The 21,291-nt window shown below is 67.9% G+C and carries 16 protein-coding genes and 1 pseudogene; 7 read left to right on the top strand and 10 right to left on the bottom strand.

Translation table 11 applies throughout. From position 1 onward, the window contains the following. Positions 1-34 precede the first annotated feature (34 nt). The 3 genes from grrM to grrP form a co-directional block, all read right to left on the bottom strand. Positions 35-1,180, bottom strand: coding sequence for a cyclophane-forming radical SAM/SPASM peptide maturase GrrM/OscB (grrM, locus tag WH5701_RS14585; RefSeq protein ID WP_050751568.1), 1,146 nt, complete (start codon positions 1,178-1,180; stop codon positions 35-37). Positions 1,181-1,188: 8 nt separating this feature from the next. Next, complete coding sequence (gene grrA / locus WH5701_RS14580) at positions 1,189-1,593, bottom strand: GrrA/OscA1 family cyclophane-containing rSAM-modified RiPP (protein ID WP_006173272.1); 405 nt, start codon at positions 1,591-1,593, stop codon at positions 1,189-1,191. A 65-nt stretch (positions 1,594-1,658) separates the two neighbouring features. Continuing rightward, positions 1,659-2,573 (bottom strand): extracellular substrate binding-like orphan protein GrrP, encoded by a 915-nt coding sequence (gene grrP, locus WH5701_RS14575; RefSeq protein WP_232201949.1) that lies wholly within the window; start codon positions 2,571-2,573, stop codon positions 1,659-1,661. Positions 2,574-2,955: 382 nt separating this feature from the next. Between grrP and ggpS the strand changes: the two genes are divergently transcribed. Together ggpS and WH5701_RS14565 are read left to right on the top strand one after the other, a co-directional pair. Further along, entirely contained in the window at positions 2,956-4,434 is a 1,479-nt protein-coding gene (ggpS, locus tag WH5701_RS14570; RefSeq protein ID WP_006173270.1) for a glucosylglycerol-phosphate synthase, read from the top strand. Positions 4,435-4,447: 13 nt separating this feature from the next. Beyond that, positions 4,448-6,109, top strand: a complete 1,662-nt coding sequence (locus WH5701_RS14565; RefSeq protein WP_006173268.1) for an alpha-amylase family protein — start codon at positions 4,448-4,450, stop codon at positions 6,107-6,109. Here WH5701_RS14565 and WH5701_RS14560 read toward each other — a convergent pair. Together WH5701_RS14560 and WH5701_RS14555 are read right to left on the bottom strand one after the other, a co-directional pair. After that, positions 6,055-7,635, bottom strand: a complete 1,581-nt coding sequence (locus WH5701_RS14560) for a glycerol-3-phosphate dehydrogenase/oxidase (protein WP_006173267.1) — start codon at positions 7,633-7,635, stop codon at positions 6,055-6,057. The genes WH5701_RS14565 and WH5701_RS14560 overlap by 55 nt on opposite strands. Next, complete coding sequence (locus WH5701_RS14555; RefSeq protein WP_006173266.1) at positions 7,632-9,173, bottom strand: glycerol kinase GlpK; 1,542 nt, start codon at positions 9,171-9,173, stop codon at positions 7,632-7,634. Before WH5701_RS14555 ends, WH5701_RS14560 begins: the two co-directional genes overlap by 4 nt. Positions 9,174-9,228: 55 nt before the next feature. Here WH5701_RS14555 and WH5701_RS14550 point away from each other — a divergent pair, with 55 nt between their 5' ends. Both WH5701_RS14550 and stpA read left to right on the top strand, forming a co-directional pair. Continuing rightward, positions 9,229-10,692 (top strand): glycoside hydrolase family 13 protein, encoded by a 1,464-nt coding sequence (locus WH5701_RS14550; protein WP_037981645.1) that lies wholly within the window; start codon positions 9,229-9,231, stop codon positions 10,690-10,692. Further along, entirely contained in the window at positions 10,689-11,957 is a 1,269-nt protein-coding gene (gene stpA / locus WH5701_RS14545) for a glucosylglycerol 3-phosphatase (protein WP_050751602.1), read from the top strand. The genes WH5701_RS14550 and stpA overlap by 4 nt, the downstream gene beginning before the upstream one ends. Here the strand turns inward: stpA and nadC are convergent. Next, positions 11,936-12,838 (bottom strand): carboxylating nicotinate-nucleotide diphosphorylase, encoded by a 903-nt coding sequence (gene nadC / locus WH5701_RS14540; RefSeq protein WP_006173263.1) that lies wholly within the window; start codon positions 12,836-12,838, stop codon positions 11,936-11,938. The genes stpA and nadC overlap by 22 nt on opposite strands. Before the next feature lie 39 nt (positions 12,839-12,877). Next, entirely contained in the window at positions 12,878-14,230 is a 1,353-nt protein-coding gene (mnmE, locus tag WH5701_RS14535; protein WP_037981163.1) for a tRNA uridine-5-carboxymethylaminomethyl(34) synthesis GTPase MnmE, read from the bottom strand. On the opposite strand from mnmE, the gene WH5701_RS14530 reads away from it, so the two are divergent. Next, positions 14,211-14,741: a DUF2062 domain-containing protein gene (locus WH5701_RS14530; protein WP_006173261.1), complete on the top strand. Its 531-nt coding sequence runs from the start codon at positions 14,211-14,213 to the stop codon at positions 14,739-14,741. The two genes, mnmE and WH5701_RS14530, sit on opposite strands and share 20 nt — an antisense overlap. Here WH5701_RS14530 and WH5701_RS14525 read toward each other — a convergent pair. Continuing rightward, on the bottom strand, positions 14,702-14,887 hold the full coding sequence (locus WH5701_RS14525; protein ID WP_006173260.1) for a hypothetical protein: 186 nt from the start codon (positions 14,885-14,887) through the stop codon (positions 14,702-14,704). The genes WH5701_RS14530 and WH5701_RS14525 overlap by 40 nt on opposite strands. Positions 14,888-15,177: 290 nt before the next feature. Next, positions 15,178-15,584, bottom strand: a pseudogene (locus WH5701_RS18865) (protein adenylyltransferase SelO family protein); the annotation flags it as partial. A gap of 40 nt (positions 15,585-15,624) precedes the next feature. On the opposite strand from WH5701_RS18865, the gene WH5701_RS14515 reads away from it, so the two are divergent. Both WH5701_RS14515 and WH5701_RS14510 read left to right on the top strand, forming a co-directional pair. After that, positions 15,625-17,244, top strand: a complete 1,620-nt coding sequence (locus tag WH5701_RS14515; RefSeq protein WP_006173257.1) for a hypothetical protein — start codon at positions 15,625-15,627, stop codon at positions 17,242-17,244. A 72-nt stretch (positions 17,245-17,316) separates the two neighbouring features. Further along, positions 17,317-18,915, top strand: a complete 1,599-nt coding sequence (locus WH5701_RS14510) for a hypothetical protein (RefSeq protein ID WP_156776775.1) — start codon at positions 17,317-17,319, stop codon at positions 18,913-18,915. On the opposite strand, the gene WH5701_RS14505 is transcribed toward WH5701_RS14510, so the two are convergent. After that, a complete protein-coding gene (locus tag WH5701_RS14505) occupies positions 18,912-21,251 on the bottom strand; it encodes a bifunctional (p)ppGpp synthetase/guanosine-3',5'-bis(diphosphate) 3'-pyrophosphohydrolase (RefSeq protein ID WP_006173255.1) in 2,340 nt (779 codons plus the stop codon). The two genes, WH5701_RS14510 and WH5701_RS14505, sit on opposite strands and share 4 nt — an antisense overlap. Positions 21,252-21,291 lie beyond the last annotated feature (40 nt).

The raw sequence follows: 21,291 nt of genomic DNA, 5'->3' as shown, positions 1-21,291 counted from the left end.
TGGCGATCCAGGCCAGGCTGATCTTCGGTTCGGCTCAGGCGCTCAGCCCCAGCTCCCGCTCCATCCCCGAGAGCACCACATCGGCCACCAACTGAATGCGGTAGCGGCAGTGCTCCGTGACGCTGCAGTCGAAGCGGCCGTGCTCCCAGTACTTGTTGCTGCCAGCACCACCACCACAGAGACCGAAGTAGGCGCAGTCGCGGCGGCACAGGTCGACTCCGGCCTTGATCTCGCGCCACACCCGCTGGAACTTCTCGGTGCTGAGCGCCGCTTCAAGGCTGCCCTGCAGCACGTTGCCGAAGATGAAATCGCCGTACTCGGCGGTGGCCACCGCCAGCAGTTCCGGATCGAAACTGGAGAAGTTGCCCTTCGCGTCCACGTTCACGATCGCGAAGGGGGTGTTCATGTCGGTGCTCTCCATCCGGGCCTCACCGCAGGCCAGGCTGGTGATGCCATCGAACTCGCGCAGGCGCAGCCGGCCGGGTTCAGCCCGCATCCGCTGCCAGAAACGCTCCAGAAAGGCGCTGTAGCGGCGCTCACCATCGGGGCGCTCAAGAGTGGAGCGCAGGTTCTCCCCCTCGGTTTCCTCCATGTTGAAGCCCACGTCGGTGATGCCGGCGCCGGTGAAGAAGTCGTAGAGAGCGTCGGCCTGATCGAGGGCATCGGCGGTGAGCACGCAGATCACCTGGAAAGGGATGGCGCGGCGCTGCAGGGCCGCGATGCCGCGCATCACTGCCCCATGGGTGGGGAGGCCGGTGCGGGTGCGGCGGTGGGCGTCGTGGAGGAAGGCCGGCCCATCCATGCTGACGCCCACATGGATGCCGTTGCGCTCGAAGCAGTCGCACCAGGCGTCGTCGATCACCACGGCGTTGGTCTGCAACGACTGCACGATTGTCTGGGGTGGCAGGTCGTGGCGCTCCAGGGCCAGGCGGATCCGCTCGGAGGCCGCGTCGTAGAAGGCGATCGGCATGGTGAGTGGCTCGCCCGCATGCCAGAGCAGAGTGAAGCCACCGTCGAGGAATGGGCTCTCGAGCACCCGCTCCAGGGCTGCGTCCAGGATCTCCAGGGGCAGCCGGCTGCGGTCATCCCGGCTGGGCAGGTAGCAGTAGTCGCAGTCGAGGTTGCAGAACGGAGTGGGCTGCACCACCAGCAGGCGCAGCGGGCCGACCTGGACCTGCATGGACTCGTTCACCAGTAATTGCGCCAGCCACCGTTGCGGAAGCCGCCATTGCCGAAGCCGCCATTGCGGAAGCCACCGTTGTAGAAGCCGCCATTACGGAAGCCACCGTTAAAGAAGCCGCCATTGCGAAAGCCTCCATTGCCCCAGCCGACCCTGGGTCCGTTGACGAACACCCGCGCCAGCCTGTCGTCAGCGGCGACCCCGTTCCCCCCGGCGTCCGCGTCGTCGTGCTCGCGAATGGCGGCGGCAATGCGGCGCAGGCGCCCCTCGATGGCATCGGCCTGGTGGGGCTGATCACCGGCCGGGGGAGCTGAGCCGGAAGCCGCCAGGGCTCGGGCCACCCCAGGGTCCAGGGGCAAGGAGGCAGCCAGCAACAGGATGCCGAAGAGCCGGGAGCGGGTGAAGAAGGCCATCGGAGCAGGGTGGAAGCGGGGGAGGGGCAGAGACAGCGACGCGCCGGGTGGGCCGCCTCAGGGCATCAGGGAGCAGTGGGCCTGGTGGGGGCAGAACCCGCCTGGGCCGGCAGAGGGCGCAGGGCCTCCACCCCCAGCAGCACCGCATCGAAGTAGTTGCGGATCTGATCCGGCGTGCGGTTGAGCGCACTGCCGGGTCCCACCCAGCGATCGATGGCGCTCACCGCCTCGGGCTGGCCATCGAGGTAACCCTGCAGCAGCCGTGCAATCGCCAGATTCACCAGGTTGCGGAAGGCGGAGTCGTTCTCATGAACCAGACAGGCCACGGCATAGCGCTCGTAGGGCTCCGAGGGGGTCTGAGCCAGCGCGGCACCCTTCCCTCCGGCGACAAGGCCTGCCAGGAGGGTGCTGTCACCGATCACCCCATCCACTGAGCCGCCCTGCAGGGCTGCCACCGCCTGGGAGAGATCCGCAAAACCGACGGGCTGGGCCTTCGGCTGGATGCCCTTCAGCTCTGTTTCCCCAAGAGAGTTGGCGACCACACCGATGCGCCTCCCGGCCAGCGACTGGGGCGATCCATCCAGACGACCAGCGGGCGCCAGCAGCCGCAGACCGGAGAGCCCGAAGGGCAGGGAATAGTCGAGTGTGATGTCCCGCTCCCAGGTGAAGGGCACGCCACAGGCGAGATCGGCCTGGCCGCCCACCAGCCGCTGGCCCAGATCAGCGGGGTCGGCCACAGGCTCGAAGCGGAGCCGCACCGGACGCCCCGCGGCCAGGGCCAGCTCAGCCGCGATCCGATTGGCCACCTCCATCGCGTAACCCACTGGCCGCCCCTGGACGTCCAGGGAGAGCATGGGCGCCTGATCGGGGTGCCCCACCAGCACCAGCTCACCGCTGCGGGCGACCCGGTCGACGACCCCCTCCGCGCGAGCGGCCGCCGCCGACAGGAGGCCGGTGAGCAGGGTCAGTCCAACCGGCAAGAACCAGCTGCCCAAACGGGAAGGAGACAACGTCAAAACCAGCTGAAGGGGGGAGGGAAGTCGCGGCACAGAGAACTGTCTCGGCACGGGAGGTCGCAAGGCAGACCTTCTGCAATCTGGACACGGCCGGCGGATTTGGCCAGCCTCAGGAGCTCAAGAGTTCGGCTTTGTGACAGGGGAGGAGGCGGGTCGCGCTCGTGATAGCAAAGCGGTTTCGTCTCATCGAGTATAGAATGGCATCAAACGAGAGGGTGGAGAAGCCTTGGCGCAAAAACTACAGCAAAAGCAGGGAGAAATTCAGACTTCATCGCTGGGCGAATCTGCAGCCCGCTCCAGCAGTTCTGACAAGAAAACAGCCGATCAGCCCAACTCCCCTGGCGCCATGAAGCGCGGAAGCAGCAATTTCGTCCTTGTTTACCACAGGTCTCCCTACGAAGAAACCTTCGACAGCGAAGGCAATCGCCAGTGGGTCGACCAGAAAAGCCCCAACGGTGTCATCCCAACTCTTCGGAATCTGTTTCTGGAGGAGCGATCAGGAACTTGGATCTCCTGGCGCCAGGATGCCAATTGTTCCGCCAATGCCGATGAACGGCTGAATCTCACATCACCAAGTCCATTCACCCTCAGAAGGCTTCCCTTAACCCCGGAGCAGATCTCCAGTTTTTATCACGTCACCTCCAAAGAGTCGTTCTGGCCAATCCTGCACAACTTCCCAGGGTTATTCAGCGTCGATAATTCCGACTGGGCCACCTTTGAAGAGGTCAACCGCTCCTTTGCGCGTGCCGCCTGTGAGGAAGCAGCCCCTGGTGCCACCATCTGGATTCACGATTACAACCTCTGGCTCACCCCGGCAATGATCCGCGAGCAGCGCCAGGATGTTCGCATCGCCTTCTTCCACCACACCCCGTTTCCCTCCAGCGACGTCTTCAGCATCCTTCCCTGGCGCGATGAGATCCTCGACAGCCTGCTCAGCTGCGACCTCGTCGGCTTTCACATTCCCTCCTACGCCAACAACTTCGCCCGCTGCGCCATCAACCTGCGCGGGGCTGAAGGGGCCGATCCCGTTCCCGTGGCCAAGAAATTCCGCCGCTATGGCAGTGCCCTCTCGGAACCCACGGTGGTGCCCTGGATCGATCACAACTGCCGCCGGGTTCACATCCAGGCCTCTCCTGTGGGCACCTCCCCTGAGCTCATCCGCGACCTGGTGGTCACACCAGCGGTGAAGGCCATGGCCAACACGATCGCCGAGCAGCACGAGGGCCGGAAACTGATTCTCTCCGCCTCCAGGGTCGACTACACCAAAGGGAACGAGGAAATGCTGCTGGCCTATGAGCGCCTGCTGGAGCAGCAGCCGCGCTGGCATGGCGGAGTCGAGCTGTTCCTGGGTTGTGTGGCGGCGGCCAGTGGCATGCGCATCTACGAAGACATCCAGCGTTCGGTGGAGGAGATTGTGGGCCGTATCAACGGCCGCTTCGGGCGCATCGACTGGACTCCTGTTCGGCTCTCCACCCACCGCACGTCCTACGAGGAGCTGATGGGCTGGTTCAGCCAGGCCGACGTCTGCTGGATCACCCCGTTGCGGGACGGCCTCAACCTGGTGGCCAAGGAATACGTGGCGGCCCGCCAGGGACTGGGGGGCGTGCTGGTGCTCTCGGAATTCACCGGCGCTTCGGTGGAGCTGGAGGATGCGGTGCTCACCAATCCCTACTCCCATCGCAGCATGGACCGGGCCATCAGCGACGCCCTCGACATGCCCCAGGAGGAGCAGGTGCAGCGGATGGCCTCGATGACCCAGGCCGTGGATGAATTCACGGTTCAGCACTGGGCCGAGCAGCAATTGGGCACGCTCAGGTCCCTCTAGGGCCCGGCCATCGATGTCGATCGAAAAGGACCACTGGTGGAACGGCTGCGTGATCTACCAGCTGATGCCGCGCTCCTTCGCCGATGCCAACGGCGATGGGATCGGTGATCTCGACGGGATCACCAGCCAGCTTCCCTACCTTCAATGGCTGGGGGTGGACGCGATCTGGCTGACGCCGATCTATCCCTCACCGCTGAGGGACGGTGGCTACGACATCACCGATTTCACGGCGATTCATCCCGATCTCGGCAACCTCGACGATCTGGCCCGGCTGCTGGATCAGGCCCATCGGCACGGCATCAGGGTGCTGCTCGATCTGGTGCTCAACCACACGAGCGTGCTGCATCCCTGGTTTCAGCGAGCCCGCTGGTCGCCCGCCGGCAGCAGCGAGCGGGACTTCTACGTGTGGCGCGACGACGACCGCGGCTACCCGGAGGCCCAGGTGCTGTTCCGCCACTTCGAATCCTCCAACTGGCAGTGGGATTCCGTGGCCCGCCAGTACTACCTGCACCGATTCCTGCATCACCAGCCAGACCTCAACTACGACAACCCCGCCGTTGCCGAGGCGATGCTGGAGGTGGTCGACTTCTGGGTGGAGCGCGGCGTTGATGGCTTCCGCCTGGATGCGGTGCCCTTCCTGCATGAGCGCGAAGGCACCCGCTGCGAAGGCCTGCCTGAAACCCATGCCTTCCTCAAGCGCTTGCGCGCCCGGGTGGACAGCTCCGGGCGCGACCTGCTGCTGATCGCCGAGGCCATCCAACCGGTGAAGGAGTCGGCGCCCTACCTGGCGGATGACGAACTGCACGCCGCCTTCGATTTCGCCCTCACCGCCCAGCTCTTTGCCGCCGTGGCCCGGGGGCGCTGCGACAAGCTCCGCAACTGTCTGCAGCACGCCCAGGAGATGGTGCCGGGCTGCCGCTGGGCCCTACCGCTGCGCAACCATGACGAACTCTGGCTCGGTGATGGCCACCTGGTGGAGGACGAGGTGGTGCAGGCCGTGATGACTGGCTTCCCCGAGGCCAGGGAGCACTGGTTGAACTGGGGCATCAACCGCCGCCTGGCACCCCTGCTCAACGGCGACCCGCGGCCGAACACCCTGCTGCACGGATTGCTCTACAGCCTGCCCGGCCTGCCCTGCCTCTATTACGGCGACGAACTCGGGATGGGCGACTGGCCGGGCCTGCGGGACCGGGATGCCAACCGCACGCCGATGGCCTGGACGAGTGAACGCAACGGCGGCTTTTCCACGGCCCCTGACCCCCTGTTGGTGCTGCCGCCGATCACCTCCCCCGGCTACGACTACCGGGTGGTGAATGTGGAGGTGCAGAAGCAGCTGTCCGGCTCCCTGCTGAACTGGCACCACCGCATGCTCACCAGCAGGCGGCTGCTTCCTGCCCTGCGCCAGGGAAGTTTCGAGCTGCTGGAGAGCGCGCACCCCAGCGTGCTCTGTTACGCCCGCCACAGCGATGGCATGACCGTGGTGGTGGCGGCGAATCTGGCGGCCACCGGTGCCTCGAGCCGCCTTGACCTGGGCCAGTGGCAGGGGAGCCGCATGCGCGACACCCTCTGGGGTTGCGAGTTTCCCCCCGCCAGCGAGGCCTGGTTCGTGTACCTGCCGGCCTACGGATTCTTCTGGTGGCTGGTGGGCGAGGACTCGAGCGACGCCAACTCCTGATCCAGCAGGGCCTGCACCACAGGCCGCAGTCGCTCGGCCTCGGCGCTGTCCACAAAGGCCAGGCGGCAACGCCGGGCCAGCAGATCATCGGCCGACCGGGCCCACTCGTGGCGCACGCCATGGCGCACCTCGGCAGCGGTGAGTGGGATCACCGCGCTGAGGGGTTCGAGCTCGGCCGGGCTGGCGGCACAGGCCAGCACCGCCTCCACCTCCAGCCCGTGGCACGCCAGCAGGTGCTCCAGCAGGGCCAGGTCGCCGCCGGGCAAGCGCTGGGACAGCTCCAGGCGCAGACGGTCAAGCCCAGCGATGGTGGCCGCGCCAGTGTCCGCCGCTCCGTGGATCGGGACAGCAGCGGCCTCGGCGGATGGAGCGGGCAGGGGGCCACCCAGCAGCTGTGCCACGGCCTGGAGTCCATCGAAGGCCATCGGCCGGCAGGTGGTCCACTTGCCGCCCATCACGCTGATCAGACCGCAGGGGAGCGTTTCCACCTGGTGCTCACGCACCACCGTGGCGGTCCCGGCGCTGGCTGAGTCGCCATTCCCCAGCAGCAAGGGGCGGCCGCCGGCCCAGCGGCTGCTCACAACCGGCTCCCCGTGGCCCGGGAACCAGCGGCGCACATAGTCGAGCAGGTAGGCCTCCTCCACCTCGCTGGGCCTCTCGGACTCGCTGGATGCGCAGGGGGTGTCCGTGGTGCCCACCAGGGTGCGGCCGTGAAACGGCAGCACGAACAGCACCCGGCCGTCGTCCGTGGAGGGGATCAGCAATCCGGTCCCCCCGGGGCAGAGGTCGGCGGCCAGCACCAGATGCACCCCGCGGCTCACCTGCAGGGTGGGAGGCAGGTCGGGCTGGGCCAGCTGACGGATCCGATCGGCGCCGATGCCCGTGGCATTGAGCACCACCCGGGCCTCCAGCCTGCGCCGCTGGCCCGTGGCCAGGTCGTGCAGCACGGCGCCGCTGAGCCGATCGCCCTGGCGCAGCAGCTCCACCACTTCGGTTCGCGTGAAAACCTCGGCCCCCAGGCGGGCGGCGGTGCGCACGATCAGCAGGTTCAGGCGCGCGTCATCGAACTGACCGTCGCCGTAGGCCACTCCGAGCTGGCCGGCCTTCAGCTCAGGCAGCAGCTCTTGCACCGCCTCACGGCAGAGCCAGCGGCTGGAGCCGATGCCGCGCCGCCCAGCCAGCAGGTCGTACACCGCCAGGCCAAGGCCGTAGTAGGCCTGCTGCAGCAGCCCCTCACTGGGCAGCAGCAACTCCAGCCGCCGAGCCAGGAAGGGCACCGCCTCCAGCCAGTGGCCCCGCTCAGAGAGGGCTTCGCGCACCAGCTGCAGCTGCCGCCAGTCGAGTCGGCGGAAGGCCAGCTCCAGGTAGCGGACCCCTCCATGCAGCAACTTCGTGCTGCGGCTGCTGGTGCCGCCAGCGATGTCGCCGGCTTCCACCAGGGCCACGCTCAGGCCCCGCCGTGCCGCTTCCAGGGCAATGGTGGCACCGGTTGCCCCAGCGCCGATCACGAGCAGATCCACACTCATCGCTCAGATTCGGCTGCGCCCACACTGGCGGGCTGTGAATGCCAGTGCAGGCTGCGCTCCACCGCCGAGTGCCATCGGGCCCGCCAACGCTGCCGCGACGGCCCGTCGATTCGAGGCGAGAAGCGCTCGGGTGCAGGCTCACCGGCCAGCCGGGACCAGCTCGCGAGATCGGGCAGCACGCCCGCCTGAACACCCGCCAGCAGGGCCACCCCACGGCTGGTGCTCTCCAGATCGGCGCGGCGCAGCACCGGCAACCCCGTGGCATCGGCCTGAGCCTGCAGCAGAAGGTCAGACGCCGCAGCTCCTCCATCGGCAGCCAGCTCCAGCAGGGGCTGGCCACGGGCCTCCTCCGCCAGCTGCACCAGGGTGGCCACCGCCAGGGCGATCCCCTCCAGGGCTGCCCTGGCGATCTGGGCCGGCCCGCTGTCGCGGGTGAGACCGATCAGCAGACCCCGGGCCGAGGGATCCCAGTGGGGCGTTCCCCAGCCTGTGAAGGCAGGCACCAGCATCACCCCACCGCTGTTGTCGCAGCGTGCCGCCAGCTCGTTCACCTGCTCGGAGCGCTCGATCAGCCCGAGGCCATCGCGCAACCACTGGATGGCGGTGCCGGCGTTGAACAGGCTGCCCTCCAGGCAATAGGTGGGCCGGCCGGCGGCATCGCTCCAGCCCACCGTGCTCAGCAGGCCCGCGCTGGAGCGATGGATCGTGGGCCCCGTGTTGATCACCAGGAAGGCGCCGGTGCCGTAGGTGCACTTGCCTTCACCGGCGGTCAGGCAGCCCTGCCCGAGGGTGGCCGCCTGCTGGTCGCCCAGCATGGCGGTGATCGGCACCCCCGCGAACGGCAAGCCGGGCGCGATGGTGCCGAAGGCGGCGCAACTGGGCAGCAGCTCCGGCAAGGCCGATGGGGGCACCCCAAGGGCCGCGCACAGCTCGGGATCCCAGCGCAGCTGCTCCAGATCCATTAGCAGGGTGCGGCTGGCGTTGCTGCATTCGCTGGCGTGGCGCCCAGAGGCACTGAGGTTCTGCAGCAACCAGCTGTCGACCGTGCCGAAGCAGAGCTGGCCAGCCGCTGCCGCTGCAGCGGCGGCGGGCATCTCTCGAAGCAGCCAGACGATTTTGCTGGCGCTGAAATAAGGATCCACCAGCAGGCCGGTGCGGGCCCGGATCAAGGGCTCCAGCCCGGCCTGTTTCCATTCGGCACAGAGGGCCGCCGTGCGGCCGTCCTGCCAGACAATCACCGGAGCCAGCGGTTCCCCGCTCCCGCGCCGCCAGAGCACAGTGGTTTCGCGCTGGTTGGCGATGCCGCAGGCGGCCACAGCGCGGCGTTGCTCAGGGCTCAGGGCCTGCTCCAGCTCACGGAGGGCCTGCAACTGGCTGAGCCAGATGGCGCCTGCCGACTGCTCCACCCAGCCATCGGCCGGGTAGCGGCTCTCGAGCGGCGCCGAGCGGCTCAGCAAGCGGTGGCCTTCCAGGTCGTAGACGGCGGCGCGGGAGCTGGTGGTGCCCTGGTCGATGCTCAACAACAGAGGGGAGAGCATGGAGCAACCGCTTTTGCTTGTGCTAGCGCTGGTTGAGGGATGCCTGGGCCAAGCGATGAGATTTGCAACGGGCGAGGCCTCGTCATCGGCATCGACGGCGGCGCCGGCCTGGGTGTCCGAGGCTGTGGTGTATCAGATCTTTCCTGACCGCTTCCGCCGCAGCGGGCGGGTGGCCGCCCAGGATGGGCTTGAGCTGATGCCCTGGGGCAGCGATCCGGCCCTCCAGGGGTTCCAGGGGGGTGATCTCTACGGGGTGATCGAGGCCCTCGACCACCTTCAGGGACTGGGAATCACCTGCCTGTCACTGAATCCGGTGTTCGCCTCAGCCGCCAATCACCGCTACCACGCCAACGACTACCTGCAGGTGGATCCCCTGCTGGGGGGCAACGATGCGCTGGAAGCCCTGATCGAGGCCGTGCACCAGCGCGGCATGCGACTGATCCTCGATGGGGTGTTCAACCATTGCGGCCGAGGCTTCTGGGCCTTTCACCATCTGCTGGAAAACGGGCAGACGTCTCCCTACCGCCACTGGTTCCACGTCGAGCGGTGGCCGCTGCAGCCTTATCCAGCTGCGGGGCAGAGCTGCGGCTATCACTGCTGGTGGAATGATCCGGCCCTGCCGAAATTCCGCCACGACCATCCGCCGGTGCGCCGGCACCTGCTGGACGTCGCACGCACCTGGATCGCCGCCGGTGCCGATGGCTGGCGGCTGGATGTCCCCGATGAAGTGCCGGGCGACTTCTGGGACGAGTTCCGGCAGACCGTGCGCGCTGAGAACCCGGAGGCCTGGATCGTGGGGGAGATCTGGGGCGATGCCCGCCCCTGGCTGGGGGGGGAGCGGTTCGACGGGGTGATGAATTACCCACTGACCTGGAGCATCCTCGGCTATTTCGGTGCCGAGAACGTGCCTGGCGAGTTGAAGCTGCCGGCCCTGCCTGAGCCTCCGTATCAGCCCCTCGACCGGGCTGGCTTCGAACAACGCATCAGTGAGGTTCTCGCTCGCTACAGGCCAGCGGTGAACCGCTGCATGCTCAACCTGCTCGACGGCCACGACACCCCCAGGGCCCTGCATGTGCTTGGCGGCGATGAGGCTGCCCTGCGTCTGTGCCAGCTGTTCCTCTTCCTGCTGCCAGGGGCCCCGTGCGTGTACTACGGCACCGAGATGGGCCTGGATGGAGGGCCGGAGCCGGGCTGCCGGGAGGCCTATCCCTGGGACGTCCCCAGCGGTGCGCTGGCCGACTGGCTGAGGGAGCTGGCCGCCCTGCGGCGGCGCCTGCCGGCATTGCGCTCGGACGCTCTGAGCTTTGCCGAGAGCCCCCACGACGACCTGGTGCTGCTCCGGCGTGGCGAGGGCCGGGAGCGGGTGTGGGTGGCGATCAACCGCGGTGATGAACCGCTGCCCCTGACACCCCCATCCCCGGCGATGACACCGCTGTGGGCGAGCGCTCCGGCAGCCGCTGGAAGCACCACGTCGCTGGCCGCGCGCTCGGCGTTGATCCTGGCGGACCCCACGCCATGAACGCCCAGGCGAGGCAACCGGCCCGGAGCAGGATCAGCCCCGATGCGCTGCTGGATGAGCTGAGCTCCGGCGGCCCATGGCTGCTGGTGCAGGACCTCGACGGGGTCTGCATGGAACTGGTGCACGATCCGCGCCTGCGCCGGTTGGATCCCGACTACGTGCAGGCCGCCCGGCAACTGGAGGGACGCTTCGCGGTGCTCACCAACGGCGAGCACGAAGGCAGCCGCGGCGTGAACCGGCTGGTGGAGCAGGCTCTGGCCGGCACGGCGGACCCAGCCGCCGAGGGGTTGTACCTGCCCGGGCTGGGAGCCGGCGGTGTGCAACTCCAGAGCCGGTATGGCCAGCTCACACACCCGGGGGTGAGTCAGGAGGAGGTGTCCTTCCTGGCCTCGGTACCGGCCTGGCTGCACGCCGCGCTGGGGAAGCGACTGCCGGCCCTGCTGCCGGCGGCGGCACAGGAACACAGGGCCGGCCTGATCGAGATGGCCGTGCTCGACAACCCCCTCTCCCCCAGCCTCAACCTCAATCCGCTGATGGCGGCGGTGGGGGATGAACCGGCCCGGCGGCGGGAGCTGCAGGCGCTGGCCCTGGAGCTGATGCAGGCCTTGCTGGAGCAAGCGGCTGCGGCCGGGCTGGAGGAGTCGTTCTTTCTGCATCTGGCCCCCAACCTGGGCCGCGACGGGAGCCTTGGCGGGGGCCAAGAACGGCTCAAACCCGCGGATCAGGGCAGCAGCGGCACCACGGATTTTCAGCTGATGCTGCGCGGCGGCCTCAAGGAGGTGGGTCTGCTGGTCCTGATCAATCAATGCATCCACCGCCGCACGGGCACGGCACCCCTTGGCCTGGAGTTCCATGGGCGCAATGCCCCCCACGACCACGCCGGCCTGCTGGACCTGTGCCGCAGCGCCATCGATCCAGCCCTGATGCCGAGGCTGGTGGGGGTGGGCGACACGATCACCTCACAGCCGGCGGGGGCTGGCGGGGGCTGGCTGCGCGGCGGCAGCGACCGGGGCTTCCTCACCCTCCTCCAGGAACTCGGTGACGCCTTCGGCACGGCGAACCGTGTGGTGCTGGTGGACAGCAGCGGCGGCGAAGTGGATCGTCCCTCTCTGGCCGATGGCCGCCTGGAAGGCCTCAGTGATCCCGAAGATTCCCTGCGGATCGACACCACCATGCCTGGCGGGCCAAGGGAGTACATCCGCTGGTTCCGCGCCCTGGCGGCACGCCAGCCAACCGATGCCCTTCAGGCCAGCACCGGTTCGTAGCGCATGCTCAGATCCAGCCAGGAACTTCGGGTGACCGCGGCGCTGGTGGAGATGAGATCGATACCTGTGGCAGCATAGGCCTTCAGGTGAGCTGGATCCACCCCGGACGCCTCCAGCACCACAGCCGAGCCCCGCTCCACCGCCTGCCGGCGCAGCTGCGGCACCAGCCCCAGCAGGGCCTCGGGGCTGAAGCCATCCAGCAGCACCCCGTCGGCACCGGCATCCACGGCCTGAGCCGCCTCGGCTGCACTTTCCGCTTCGACGATCACCCGCGCCGGCCAGGGCGCAGCGGAGCGCACCGCAGCAACGGCACGGGCCACTCCTCCAGCCCAGGCCAGGTGGTTTTCTTTGAGCATGGCGGCGTCATCGAGGCCGCAGCGGTGGTTGATGCCACCACCGCAGCGCACCGCATATTTCTCCATCAGGCGCAGCCCGGGGGTGGTCTTCCTGGTGTCGGCCAGCGCCACTCCCGTGCCGCTCAGCTCAGCCACCAGCGCCGATGTGGCGGTGGCAATGCCCGAGAGACGCATGGCCAGATTGAGGGCCGTGCGCTCACCCGCCACCAGGGCCGTCGCCGGACCGGCCAGCTCCAGCAGGCGCTGATCGGGCACCACCCGCTCCCCATCAGCCACCAGCAGCCTCACCTGCACCGTGGCGTCGAGCAGGCGGAACAGCGGCTCCACCAGCAGGCCGCCGCAGAAGATCCCTCCACGCCGGGCCGTCCAGCTGGCCCGGCCCGGCCGGCCCACCAGCGCGGCAGCGCTGAGATCCCCGCGGCCGATGTCTTCCGCCAGCCAGGACCGCAGCAGGGGCTCCAGCTGGGGCTGGCTGAGCAGGGAGGCGGCCGCGACGGCACTCACAGGGATGGCCAACGGCAGCACGGGTGGGCTTGGTTCACCATCCTGACGGCCAAGGCGGGCCTACTTGCCGATGCAGAAGCGGGAGAAGACCCGATCGAGCACCGCCTCGTTCACCTCTTCGCCTGTGATCTCACCGAGACTGCGGGCGGCCTGGCGCAGGTCGATGGTCCAGAAATCCCAGGGCAGCCCGGCGGCGGCCGCCTCCAGGGAGCCGTCCAGGCTCGTGGCGGCGGCCGCTGCCAGATCCCGCTGGCGAACGTTGAGCGCCACCTCCAGCCCCTGGCCCAGGCTGTGGCCGCAGCGGGACAGCAGGGCCTCGGCCAGCGCCTCGAGGCCGCTGCCCGTGAGGGCACTGATCACCACATCCACCTGGGCTGGGGGAGCTCCGGCGGCCCTGTCGGCTTTGTTGCCCACCACGAGCGACGGCACACCGGCGAGCACCTGGGCATGGAGCTCCGCGTCTGCTTGCGTCCAGCCCTCAGCGAGGTCCACCAGCAGCAGCACCGCGTCGGCGGCGGCCAGGGCCTGGCGGCTGCGCTCGATGCCCAGCCGCTCCACCGGGTCGTCTGTGGGGCGGATGCCCGCGGTGTCCAGCAGGGTGAGCGGCACCCCCTGCAGCACCAGTTCGCTCTCAAGCAGATCGCGGGTGGTGCCCGGCAGCTCGGTCACGATCGCCCGCTCCCGGCGGCTGAGGGCATTGAGCAGGCTGGATTTGCCCACATTGGGGCGCCCGATGATCGCCACCTTCAGTCCCTCGCGCAGCAGCTGGCCCACGCTCGCCTCCGCCACCAGGACCTGCAGCTCCAGGCGCACCGCCTCCAGCTCCGCCACCAGGGCCTCCGGATCGAGGGGTGGCAGATCCTCTTCGAAATCAACACGGGCCTCCAGCTCCGCCAGTTGATCGAGCAAGCGCTCCCGCAGGGCGCTGATCCGCCGCTGCAAGCCGCCATCAAGCCCCGCCAGCGCCAGCTGGGCCGCACGCCGGCTTCTGGCCGTGATCAGGTCGCTGATCGCTTCAGCACGGGTGAGGTCGAGACGACCATTGAGGAAGGCCCGCTGGCTGAACTCCCCCGGCCGCGCCCGGCGGGCACCGCTGAGCAGCACCAGCTCCAGCACCCGGGCCACGGCGATCAGACCGCCGTGGCAGTGCAGCTCCACCACATCCTCGCGGGTGAAGCTGCGGGGTGCCTTCATCAGCAGCAGCAGGGCCTCATCCAGCCGCTCACCACTGGCGGGATCGCACACATGGCCGTAAAGCACGCGATGGCTCCCCCAGGACTGATCCCCGGGGGCCTCGAAGAGCTTGCGACCGATCGTCTCCGCCTGGGGTCCGGAGATTCTTACGATCGCAATACTTCCCTCTCCGGGCGCCAGCGCCGTGGCAATCGCAGCAATGGTGTCGTCCGAATCCAAGCTGCCCGACGGTCAGGGTCCCCGCCAGTCTCGTTGGCGGCGTTGGTGGACCAGTGCCCTGGCCAGATTCCGTCTCTGGGTCCGCTGGCTGTGGGAGCAGGAGGGAAGCCACGGCCAGCGGGCCCGCGGGCTGGCGGCGGGGGTGTTCTGCGGCTGCTTCCCCTTCTTCGGCCTGCAGACCCTGCTGGGAGTGGCGCTGGCCAGCCTGGTGAAAGGCAACCACCTGTTGGCGGCTGCCGGCACCTGGATCAGCAACCCCCTCACCTACGTGCCGCTCTACTGGTTCAACTACCAGTTGGGCTGCTGGCTGCTGGGCCCCGGCCATGGCTGGCCCAGCATGACCGTGCTGAAGCGGGAGGGGATCTGGGAGCTGGGCTGGTCGTTCTCCAGCCGGCTGCTGCTGGGCTCGACGATCGTCGGAACCGTCAGCGCTTCAGTGCTGGGAGTGATCTACTGGCGCTGGTTGGAGCGTCAGCCGCCGAAACCAGGGCACAGCATCAGATCGATGTGACCGCCGCTGGGTTGGCGCCACTCGCGGAACTCCTCGGCCAGAGCCTTGTGCTCACTGCGCTTCTGGACTGCCTCAAGGGCCTGAAGCCGTTGATGCACCAGATCCAGGGTGTCGTCGATCAGTTGGGCTGCTTGTTCGGAAGTCATGGCAACACATGCCGGGGGGGAATCGGTAAAGGAATTCAGACAGAATCCTGCGGTGGAAGCTGTAGCGCCGAGCACCCGGATCCGGCGCTGTGGCTGGATCCGCACCGGTCCAGCCAGTCATGCAGGGGCTGCCAGTCATCACGCTCATCAATGGCCGCCCAGATCCGCTTGAGGCGATCGGCAAGGGCCGCGAAGAATTCGCCATAGGCGACCGGCCAGGCGGCCAACAGCTGCAGGGTCAAGGGAACAGGATCGGGCCGCTCTGGGTCCATGGCTGCCAGGGCAACGGCGTCGAAGTAGGCGGCGGTGAACCCCGGATCCCAGCCCTCGAGGAAGGCGAACGGGCCGTAGTCAAAGCTCTCCCCGACCAGCGACATGTTGTCGGTGTTGAGCACCCCGTGGGTGAAGCCGGCGGCCATCCACTCCGCCGCCAGCCGCGCCACCAGCTCCACCCGCTCCACCAGCTCGCCGTAGAAGGCCAGCAGCGCCGGTTCGCTGTTTCGCCCGGGCCTTCGGGATGGGCGGCGGCGATGTGGGGGTAGTAGATCGCCACCACGGGGCGCAACAGACGCTCCAGAGCTGCGGGCCATGCGCACCATCACCGAGCTGCGGGTCGGGGAGGGTTCGTCCCCCCGCCCTTGAGGGTGAGGCGGCCGTCGCCACCGCGGCTCCAGGGGGTGGTGCCGGAGCCCTTGGTTGGGCGCACCCTAGAAACGAGGCGCGACGCCAGATCCACCGTGTCGGAACCACCCTCCGGACCAACAGCTCGCAGGCCGATCGGGATCGTCCTCATCTGGCTCTGGCTGCTGATCGGCGCTGGACTGGTCCTGCGGCTCTGGCAGGCCCCGACGGCCGTGGGCCACTACGACCTGGATGTGGACACCTACCTCCACCTGGGCAGAAGGCTGCTGCACGGTCGACTGATGTACGAGGAGGGCTTCAACGCCAAATGGCCGATCATCCAGGTGCTCTATGCACCCTCGGCCTGGCTGGGATCGATCCGGGCCCATCGGATGCTGACGCTGCTGCTCAACATCGGCAGCGGCCTGCTGCTGGCCCTGGCGATCCGCCAGCTCGCCCACAACGGCTTGGTGCCGCTGCGGGATGGCTCCCTGGTGCCGCTCGGCAGCGCCGCTTTGTTCGTGACCATGAGCCAGAAGATGCTCGGCGGTCTCTCCGGCCATCTTCACCAGTTCGCCAATGCCTTCCTGCTGCTGGCTCTGGCCCTGCTGGCTCTGCAGGTGCCGAAGACTCGCCGGGTGGGGATGGCAGCCGCGGGGTTCTGCCTCTTCCTGTCGGTGGCCGTGCGTCCCAACCTGCTGCTGCCCCTGCTGCTGGTGACGCTGGCGCTGCTGCCCTGGCCAGGACCCTGGAGCCGGCGGCGGCGCTGGGGTGGCCTGGGCTGGGTGACCGCTGGCGCTGGGCTGGGGGCGCTGCTGATGGGGCTTCCCTACCTGTGGCTCAGCGATGGACCAGCCAGACTCTGGGCAGGAGCGGTGCTTCTGCCGCTGGAGTGGAGCGCCCAGCGCCCCGGGGACCACCAAGGCCTGGGTGAGCTGTTCAGGCAGGTGGCGGGAGCGTCGGTGGCGGGAGTGGAGCTCTGGATGCTGCTGGTGATCCCGCTGCTGGGCGTGGTGAGCCTGGCCCGTCAGGCCAGGCGAGGTCGGGGAGGATCCTCCACCCGGAGCCTGATGGTGCCGCTGCTGAGCCTGGTTTTTCTGGGGGGATTGATCCTCTCCTTCGCCTCCACCCACTTCTGGAGGCACTACGTGCTGATGGCGATCGTGCCGGTGGTGTTGATCGTGGCCAGCGGCATGGCCGCCCTGGAGCGGTCCTCCCGCCGTGGACTGCGGCGAACAGGCGCCACCTACGCCCTGGTTCTCTCGCTGATCCTGGTGAACAACGTGCTGGTGGCGGAGACCCTGGCCCTCGGGGCAGACGCCAGGGCACCGGATGCGGTGGAGCAAGATCGGGAGCGATTGATCCAGCAGCTGCGTAGCCTGCCGGGGGAAGCTGGCACCTTCACATCCCCCCAGGATTTCTCCCTGCACTGGCAACTGGATCAACCCTCCTCCACCGTGGGGGTACACCCCAGCTGGAGCCTGAATCCCTACGGCATGCGGCGTTCCTGGGCCACCGATCGGATCGGCCTGGCCATCAGCGATGAACAGGCCTGTGCCCAGCTCACCGACCCGCGCCACCGGCACCTGATCTGGACCCGCACCGGGAGGGGAGGTCGCCACAGCGAAGCCTTCCTTCTGGAGTGTCTGAGCCGCGACGAGCACACCTGGCAGGAGATGACCCAGGACCTGGGGCTCACCTCCGGGGCGATCAGAGTCTTCCGCAGAGACCCGTGAACCGGGGTGGCCCATGGCCGCTGCCAGGGGTGGCACCGCCATGCAGACTGGGTTTTCGGTCACCTTCAGCCCTTGAGCCGACCACGAATCGTGCTGACGGTGTTGTGGTGGCTCACCCTGGTTGGACTGGCGGTTCGTGTCTGGCGGGCCAGCACCATCGCCGGCAGCTACGACGGCGAGATCGATTCGCTCCTGGTCCTCGCCCAGCGCGGCCTGCACGGGACCCTGCTGTACCAGGAGAGCTACCTGCGCCAGTGGCCGATTGCCCAGTGGCTGTTCGCCCCGTCGGCCTGGCTGGGATCGATCCGGGCCCATCGCCTCCTCGTGCTGGGCCTCGACCTGCTGGCGGGCCTGCTGATGAGCCTGTCGGTTCGGAATTTCTCAGCCGCTGGCCTGATCCCCCTGAAGCCCCGCTCCCTGGTACCACTGGCCAGCGGGGTGCTGTTGGTGGTCCTGGCCCAGAAGCTGCCTGGAGGAATCGCCGGCAGCCTGCACCAGTTCGCCAATGTCTTTCTGGTGCTCGGCGTCTACCTGCTCAGCCTCGCTGCAGATGGCCAGGAACCGCCCGGCAGCCGCATTCATTGGCGACTGCTGGTGGCCGCCTCGACCTTCGCCCTGCTGGCGGTGGCCTGTTTCTTCACGCTGATCTATCCCCTCACCCTGGTGGCCGCCCTGGTGCTGGTGCACCACCGCCACCCCGCCGTTGTGGCCAGGGCCCTGATCACTGGAGTCGCCCTGGGCTGTGCCCTGCTGATCGTCCCCTACCTGTTCGTGGCCCATGGGCTTGCACTGCTGTGGGCGGGAGCGGTGGCCCTGCCCCTGGAATGGGCCAGCCAGCAGATCTGGTGGGGGGAAGACGTGGCCAGCCTGTTCAGCGAGCTGGCCCGCATGCCCCTGGCGGGTCTGCCCATCTGGAGCCTGATCCTGATGCCCGGCGCCGGCCTGCTGCTGATCGCCAGGCGTGCCTGGGGGTCCGAAACGAAGCACCTGGAGAGGCTGTTGCTGGTGCCCGGACTGGCCATCGTCTTTCTGCTGGAGCTGGTCTGGTCGTTCCAGCGCACCGATTTCAACAGCCATGACGGTCTGTTGATCGTGGTTCCCCTGGTGCTGGTCACGGCCGCGGGGATGGCTGAGCTGGAGCGGACCAGGCGCCGTTCGCTGCGCGTCGCCGCCTTCGCGGGCAGCTTGATCCTCTCGCTGATCCTGTTCAACAACATCGCCATTGCCGAGGTGTTCGGCTCACCGTCGCGCCCGGCCAAGCTGGTCACGGCTCTGGAGCAGGACCGCGCCGAACTGCGTCGTTACTTCAGCGGCCTTCCCGAAGCCGAGCGCGGCTTCACGGCGCCCCAGGACCCCGCCCTGCACTGGCAACTGCGAGTGCCGGCCACCACCGTGGGCATCGGTCCCAAGTGGAGCCTCAACCCCCAGGGCATCAGGGCGTCATGGGCCACCCGCACGATCGGCCTGCCGGTGGGCCAGGCCCAGATCTGCGCCCAGCTGCTTCAGCCCGCCAATCGCCACCTGGTCTGGACACGCACCGACCCCGAGGGCCCCAACACCGAGGCCTTCCTGCGGCAGTGCCTCAACCAGGACAAGGCTCGCTGGCAGGAGCTCACCGGGGAGCTGGGACTGCGCACCGGTGAGTTCAAGCTGTTCCGCCGCGAGGCCTAACCGATGCCGGTGCGGCAGAGGTCGAGCACGTCGGCCATGGAGCGGATCTGATCCATGGTGGTGCCCAGCTGACTGGCACTGGCGAGCTCCACCTTGAGGTCAATGCGAGCGGGTTTGCCGTAGGCCGTGCGGACCCGGGCGTCACTGACATTGATGCGGCTGTCGGAGAGGCGCGTGAGGATGTCCTTGAGCACTCCGACACGATCGAGCACCTCGATACGGATCTGGACCGGATAGCGGCGATGCTGCTGGTCGGCCGCCGGATTCCAGCGCACCGGCAACCGGCGCTCCACCGGCACAGCGGCCACATTGCTGCAGTCCTGACGGTGAATGGTGATGCCGTGGTTGCCCAGGGCGACACTGCCCACGATCGCCTCGCCGGGGAGGGGGCAGCAGCAGCCCCCAAGCCGGTACTCCAGGCCCTCGAGCCCGAGGATCGGGCTGCCGCCGGTCTCCGCAGCAGATGGCGGTGGCAGCATCGGCTGGTCTGAGACGCTGCGGGCCAGGTCTTCGTTGCTGAGCACCGGGGCCGCTGCCGCGGTGCTGAGGCGCACCTCCTCGCGCAGACGGTTGACCACCTGCTGCAGGGTGACGCCACCGAAGCCAAGGGCCGCCAGCAGATCCTCGGTGCCCACCAGATTGCAGCGGCGCGCCACCTTCGCGATCGCCTCGCCGTTGAGCAGCGCATCGAAGCCCTCGCGGCCCAGCTCCCGCTCGAGCATGGCGGTACCACGCTGGATGTTGTCCTGGCGGTGGCTGCGCTTGTACCACTGCCGGATGCGGTTGCGGGCGGTGGGTGTCGCCACGAAGTTAAGCCAGTCGAGGCTCGGATGGGCCGACTTCGCGGTGATGATCTGAACGAAATCACCGTTGCGCAGCGGTGTGGCCAACGGGCAGAGACGGTCATTGATGCGCACGCCCTGGCAGTGGTTCCCCACTTCCGAGTGGATGCGAAAGGCAAAATCCACGGCTGTGGATCCCTTGCGCAACCCCACCACATCCCCCTGGGGCGTGAACACGAAAACCTCCTCATCGAAGAGGTCTTCCTTGATTGAGGCGAGGTAGTCGCTGCTGTCCTCGCCGCCATCATCCTGCTGCCAATCGACCAGCTGGCGTAGCCAGTTGAAGCGCTCGGCAGCACCGGCAGAGGCCGGTGAGCCCCCCTCCTTGTATTTCCAGTGGGCCGCGATGCCGTACTCGGCCACCTGGTGCATCTCGGTGGTGCGGATCTGCACCTCGATCGGCCGGTGACGGCCGATCACGGCCGTGTGCAACGACTGATAGCCGTTGGGCTTGGGCAGTCCGATGTAGTCCTTGAAGCGGCCAGGGATCGGGCGGAAGGTGTCGTGAACCACCGCCAGGGCGCGATAACAACCCTCGAGGTTGGGCGTCAGGATGCGCAGGGCCGCCACATCGAAGATTTCGTGGAAGGCCTTCTGCTGCATCTGCATCTTGCTCCAGATGCCATAGAGATGCTTGGGCCTGCCGGTCACCTCACAGTCGTGCAGGCCTGCGCCTTGAAGACGTTGCATCAGCAGGGCCACCGTGGCGGCCAGGCGCTCCTCCCGGTCGCTGCGCTTGCTGGCCACCTGCTGCTTGATCTCGCCGTAGGCCTCGGGCTCGAGAATCTTGAAGGCGAGGTCTTCGAGTTCCCACTTGAATCGGCCGATGCCGAGACGGTTGGCGAGGGGGGCGTAGATCTCGCGGGTTTCACGGGCGATCCGCTGCTGCTTCTCGGGCTTGAGGGCCCCGAGGGTGCGCATGTTGTGCAGCCGGTCAGCGAGTTTCACCAGCACCACACGGATGTCGCTGGCCATGGCCAGGAACATCCGGCGCAGGTTCTCGGCCTGGGCTTCGGTGTGGTTGGTGAAATGAATGCCGCCCAGTTTGGTGACCCCCTCCACCAGAGCGCGAACCTCGGCGCCGAAATGGACCTCCAGTTCCTCGGGGGTGACGTCGGTGTCCTCGACCACGTCGTGCAGAAAACCGGCGGCGATCACCCCAGCGCTGGCGCCGATGTCGCGCAGCAGATCAGCGACGGCCACCGGATGAATGATGTAGGGCTCGCCAGTGGCTCTCACCTGGCCGTCGTGGAGCTGGAAGGCGAAATCAAAAGCTGACGCCAGCAGAGCTTCAGGATCAGTGGGGCAGGTCTCCCCTTCGCCGGGGGGCACGTGGACGATGCACTCCCTGAGCCACTCGGGCAGGTTCAACCCGTAGTCATCGGGGGTACGGATCGGCCTCCGTCGCAGGCCAGGGCTGAGCCCAGCGACCAGCCCGGCGCCCAGGCTCTCGCCCGCAACGTTGTCCTTGATTCCAACGGCGGTATCGAGCATCACCAGACGCTTCTGCTCCCATCGTATGCAGATCACGCAA

The sequence above is a fragment of the Synechococcus sp. WH 5701 genome (genome assembly GCF_000153045.1).
Classification (GTDB): domain Bacteria; phylum Cyanobacteriota; class Cyanobacteriia; order PCC-6307; family Cyanobiaceae; genus Regnicoccus_A; species Regnicoccus_A antarcticus.
The sequence above is the reverse complement of the archived record's forward strand: the minus strand, read 5'-3'. Positions and strand labels throughout refer to the sequence as shown.

Bases quoted from the DNA above. Each gene is read 5' to 3' on its own strand.
- grrM (WP_050751568.1), bottom strand. From the start codon at position 1,180: ATGCAGGTCCAGGTCGGCCCGCTGCGCCTGCTGGTGGTGCAGCCCACT.
- grrA (WP_006173272.1), bottom strand. From the start codon at position 1,593: ATGGCCTTCTTCACCCGCTCCCGGCTCTTCGGCATCCTGTTGCTGGCT.
- ggpS (WP_006173270.1), top strand. From the start codon at position 2,956: ATGAAGCGCGGAAGCAGCAATTTCGTCCTTGTTTACCACAGGTCTCCC.
- WH5701_RS14565 (WP_006173268.1), top strand. From the start codon at position 4,448: ATGTCGATCGAAAAGGACCACTGGTGGAACGGCTGCGTGATCTACCAG.
- WH5701_RS14560 (WP_006173267.1), bottom strand. From the start codon at position 7,635: ATGAGTGTGGATCTGCTCGTGATCGGCGCTGGGGCAACCGGTGCCACC.
- WH5701_RS14555 (WP_006173266.1), bottom strand. From the start codon at position 9,173: ATGCTCTCCCCTCTGTTGTTGAGCATCGACCAGGGCACCACCAGCTCC.
- WH5701_RS14550 (WP_037981645.1), top strand. From the start codon at position 9,229: ATGAGATTTGCAACGGGCGAGGCCTCGTCATCGGCATCGACGGCGGCG.
- stpA (WP_050751602.1), top strand. From the start codon at position 10,689: ATGAACGCCCAGGCGAGGCAACCGGCCCGGAGCAGGATCAGCCCCGAT.
- WH5701_RS14530 (WP_006173261.1), top strand. From the start codon at position 14,211: ATGGTGTCGTCCGAATCCAAGCTGCCCGACGGTCAGGGTCCCCGCCAG.
- WH5701_RS14525 (WP_006173260.1), bottom strand. From the start codon at position 14,887: ATGACTTCCGAACAAGCAGCCCAACTGATCGACGACACCCTGGATCTG.
- WH5701_RS14505 (WP_006173255.1), bottom strand. From the start codon at position 21,251: ATGCTCGATACCGCCGTTGGAATCAAGGACAACGTTGCGGGCGAGAGC.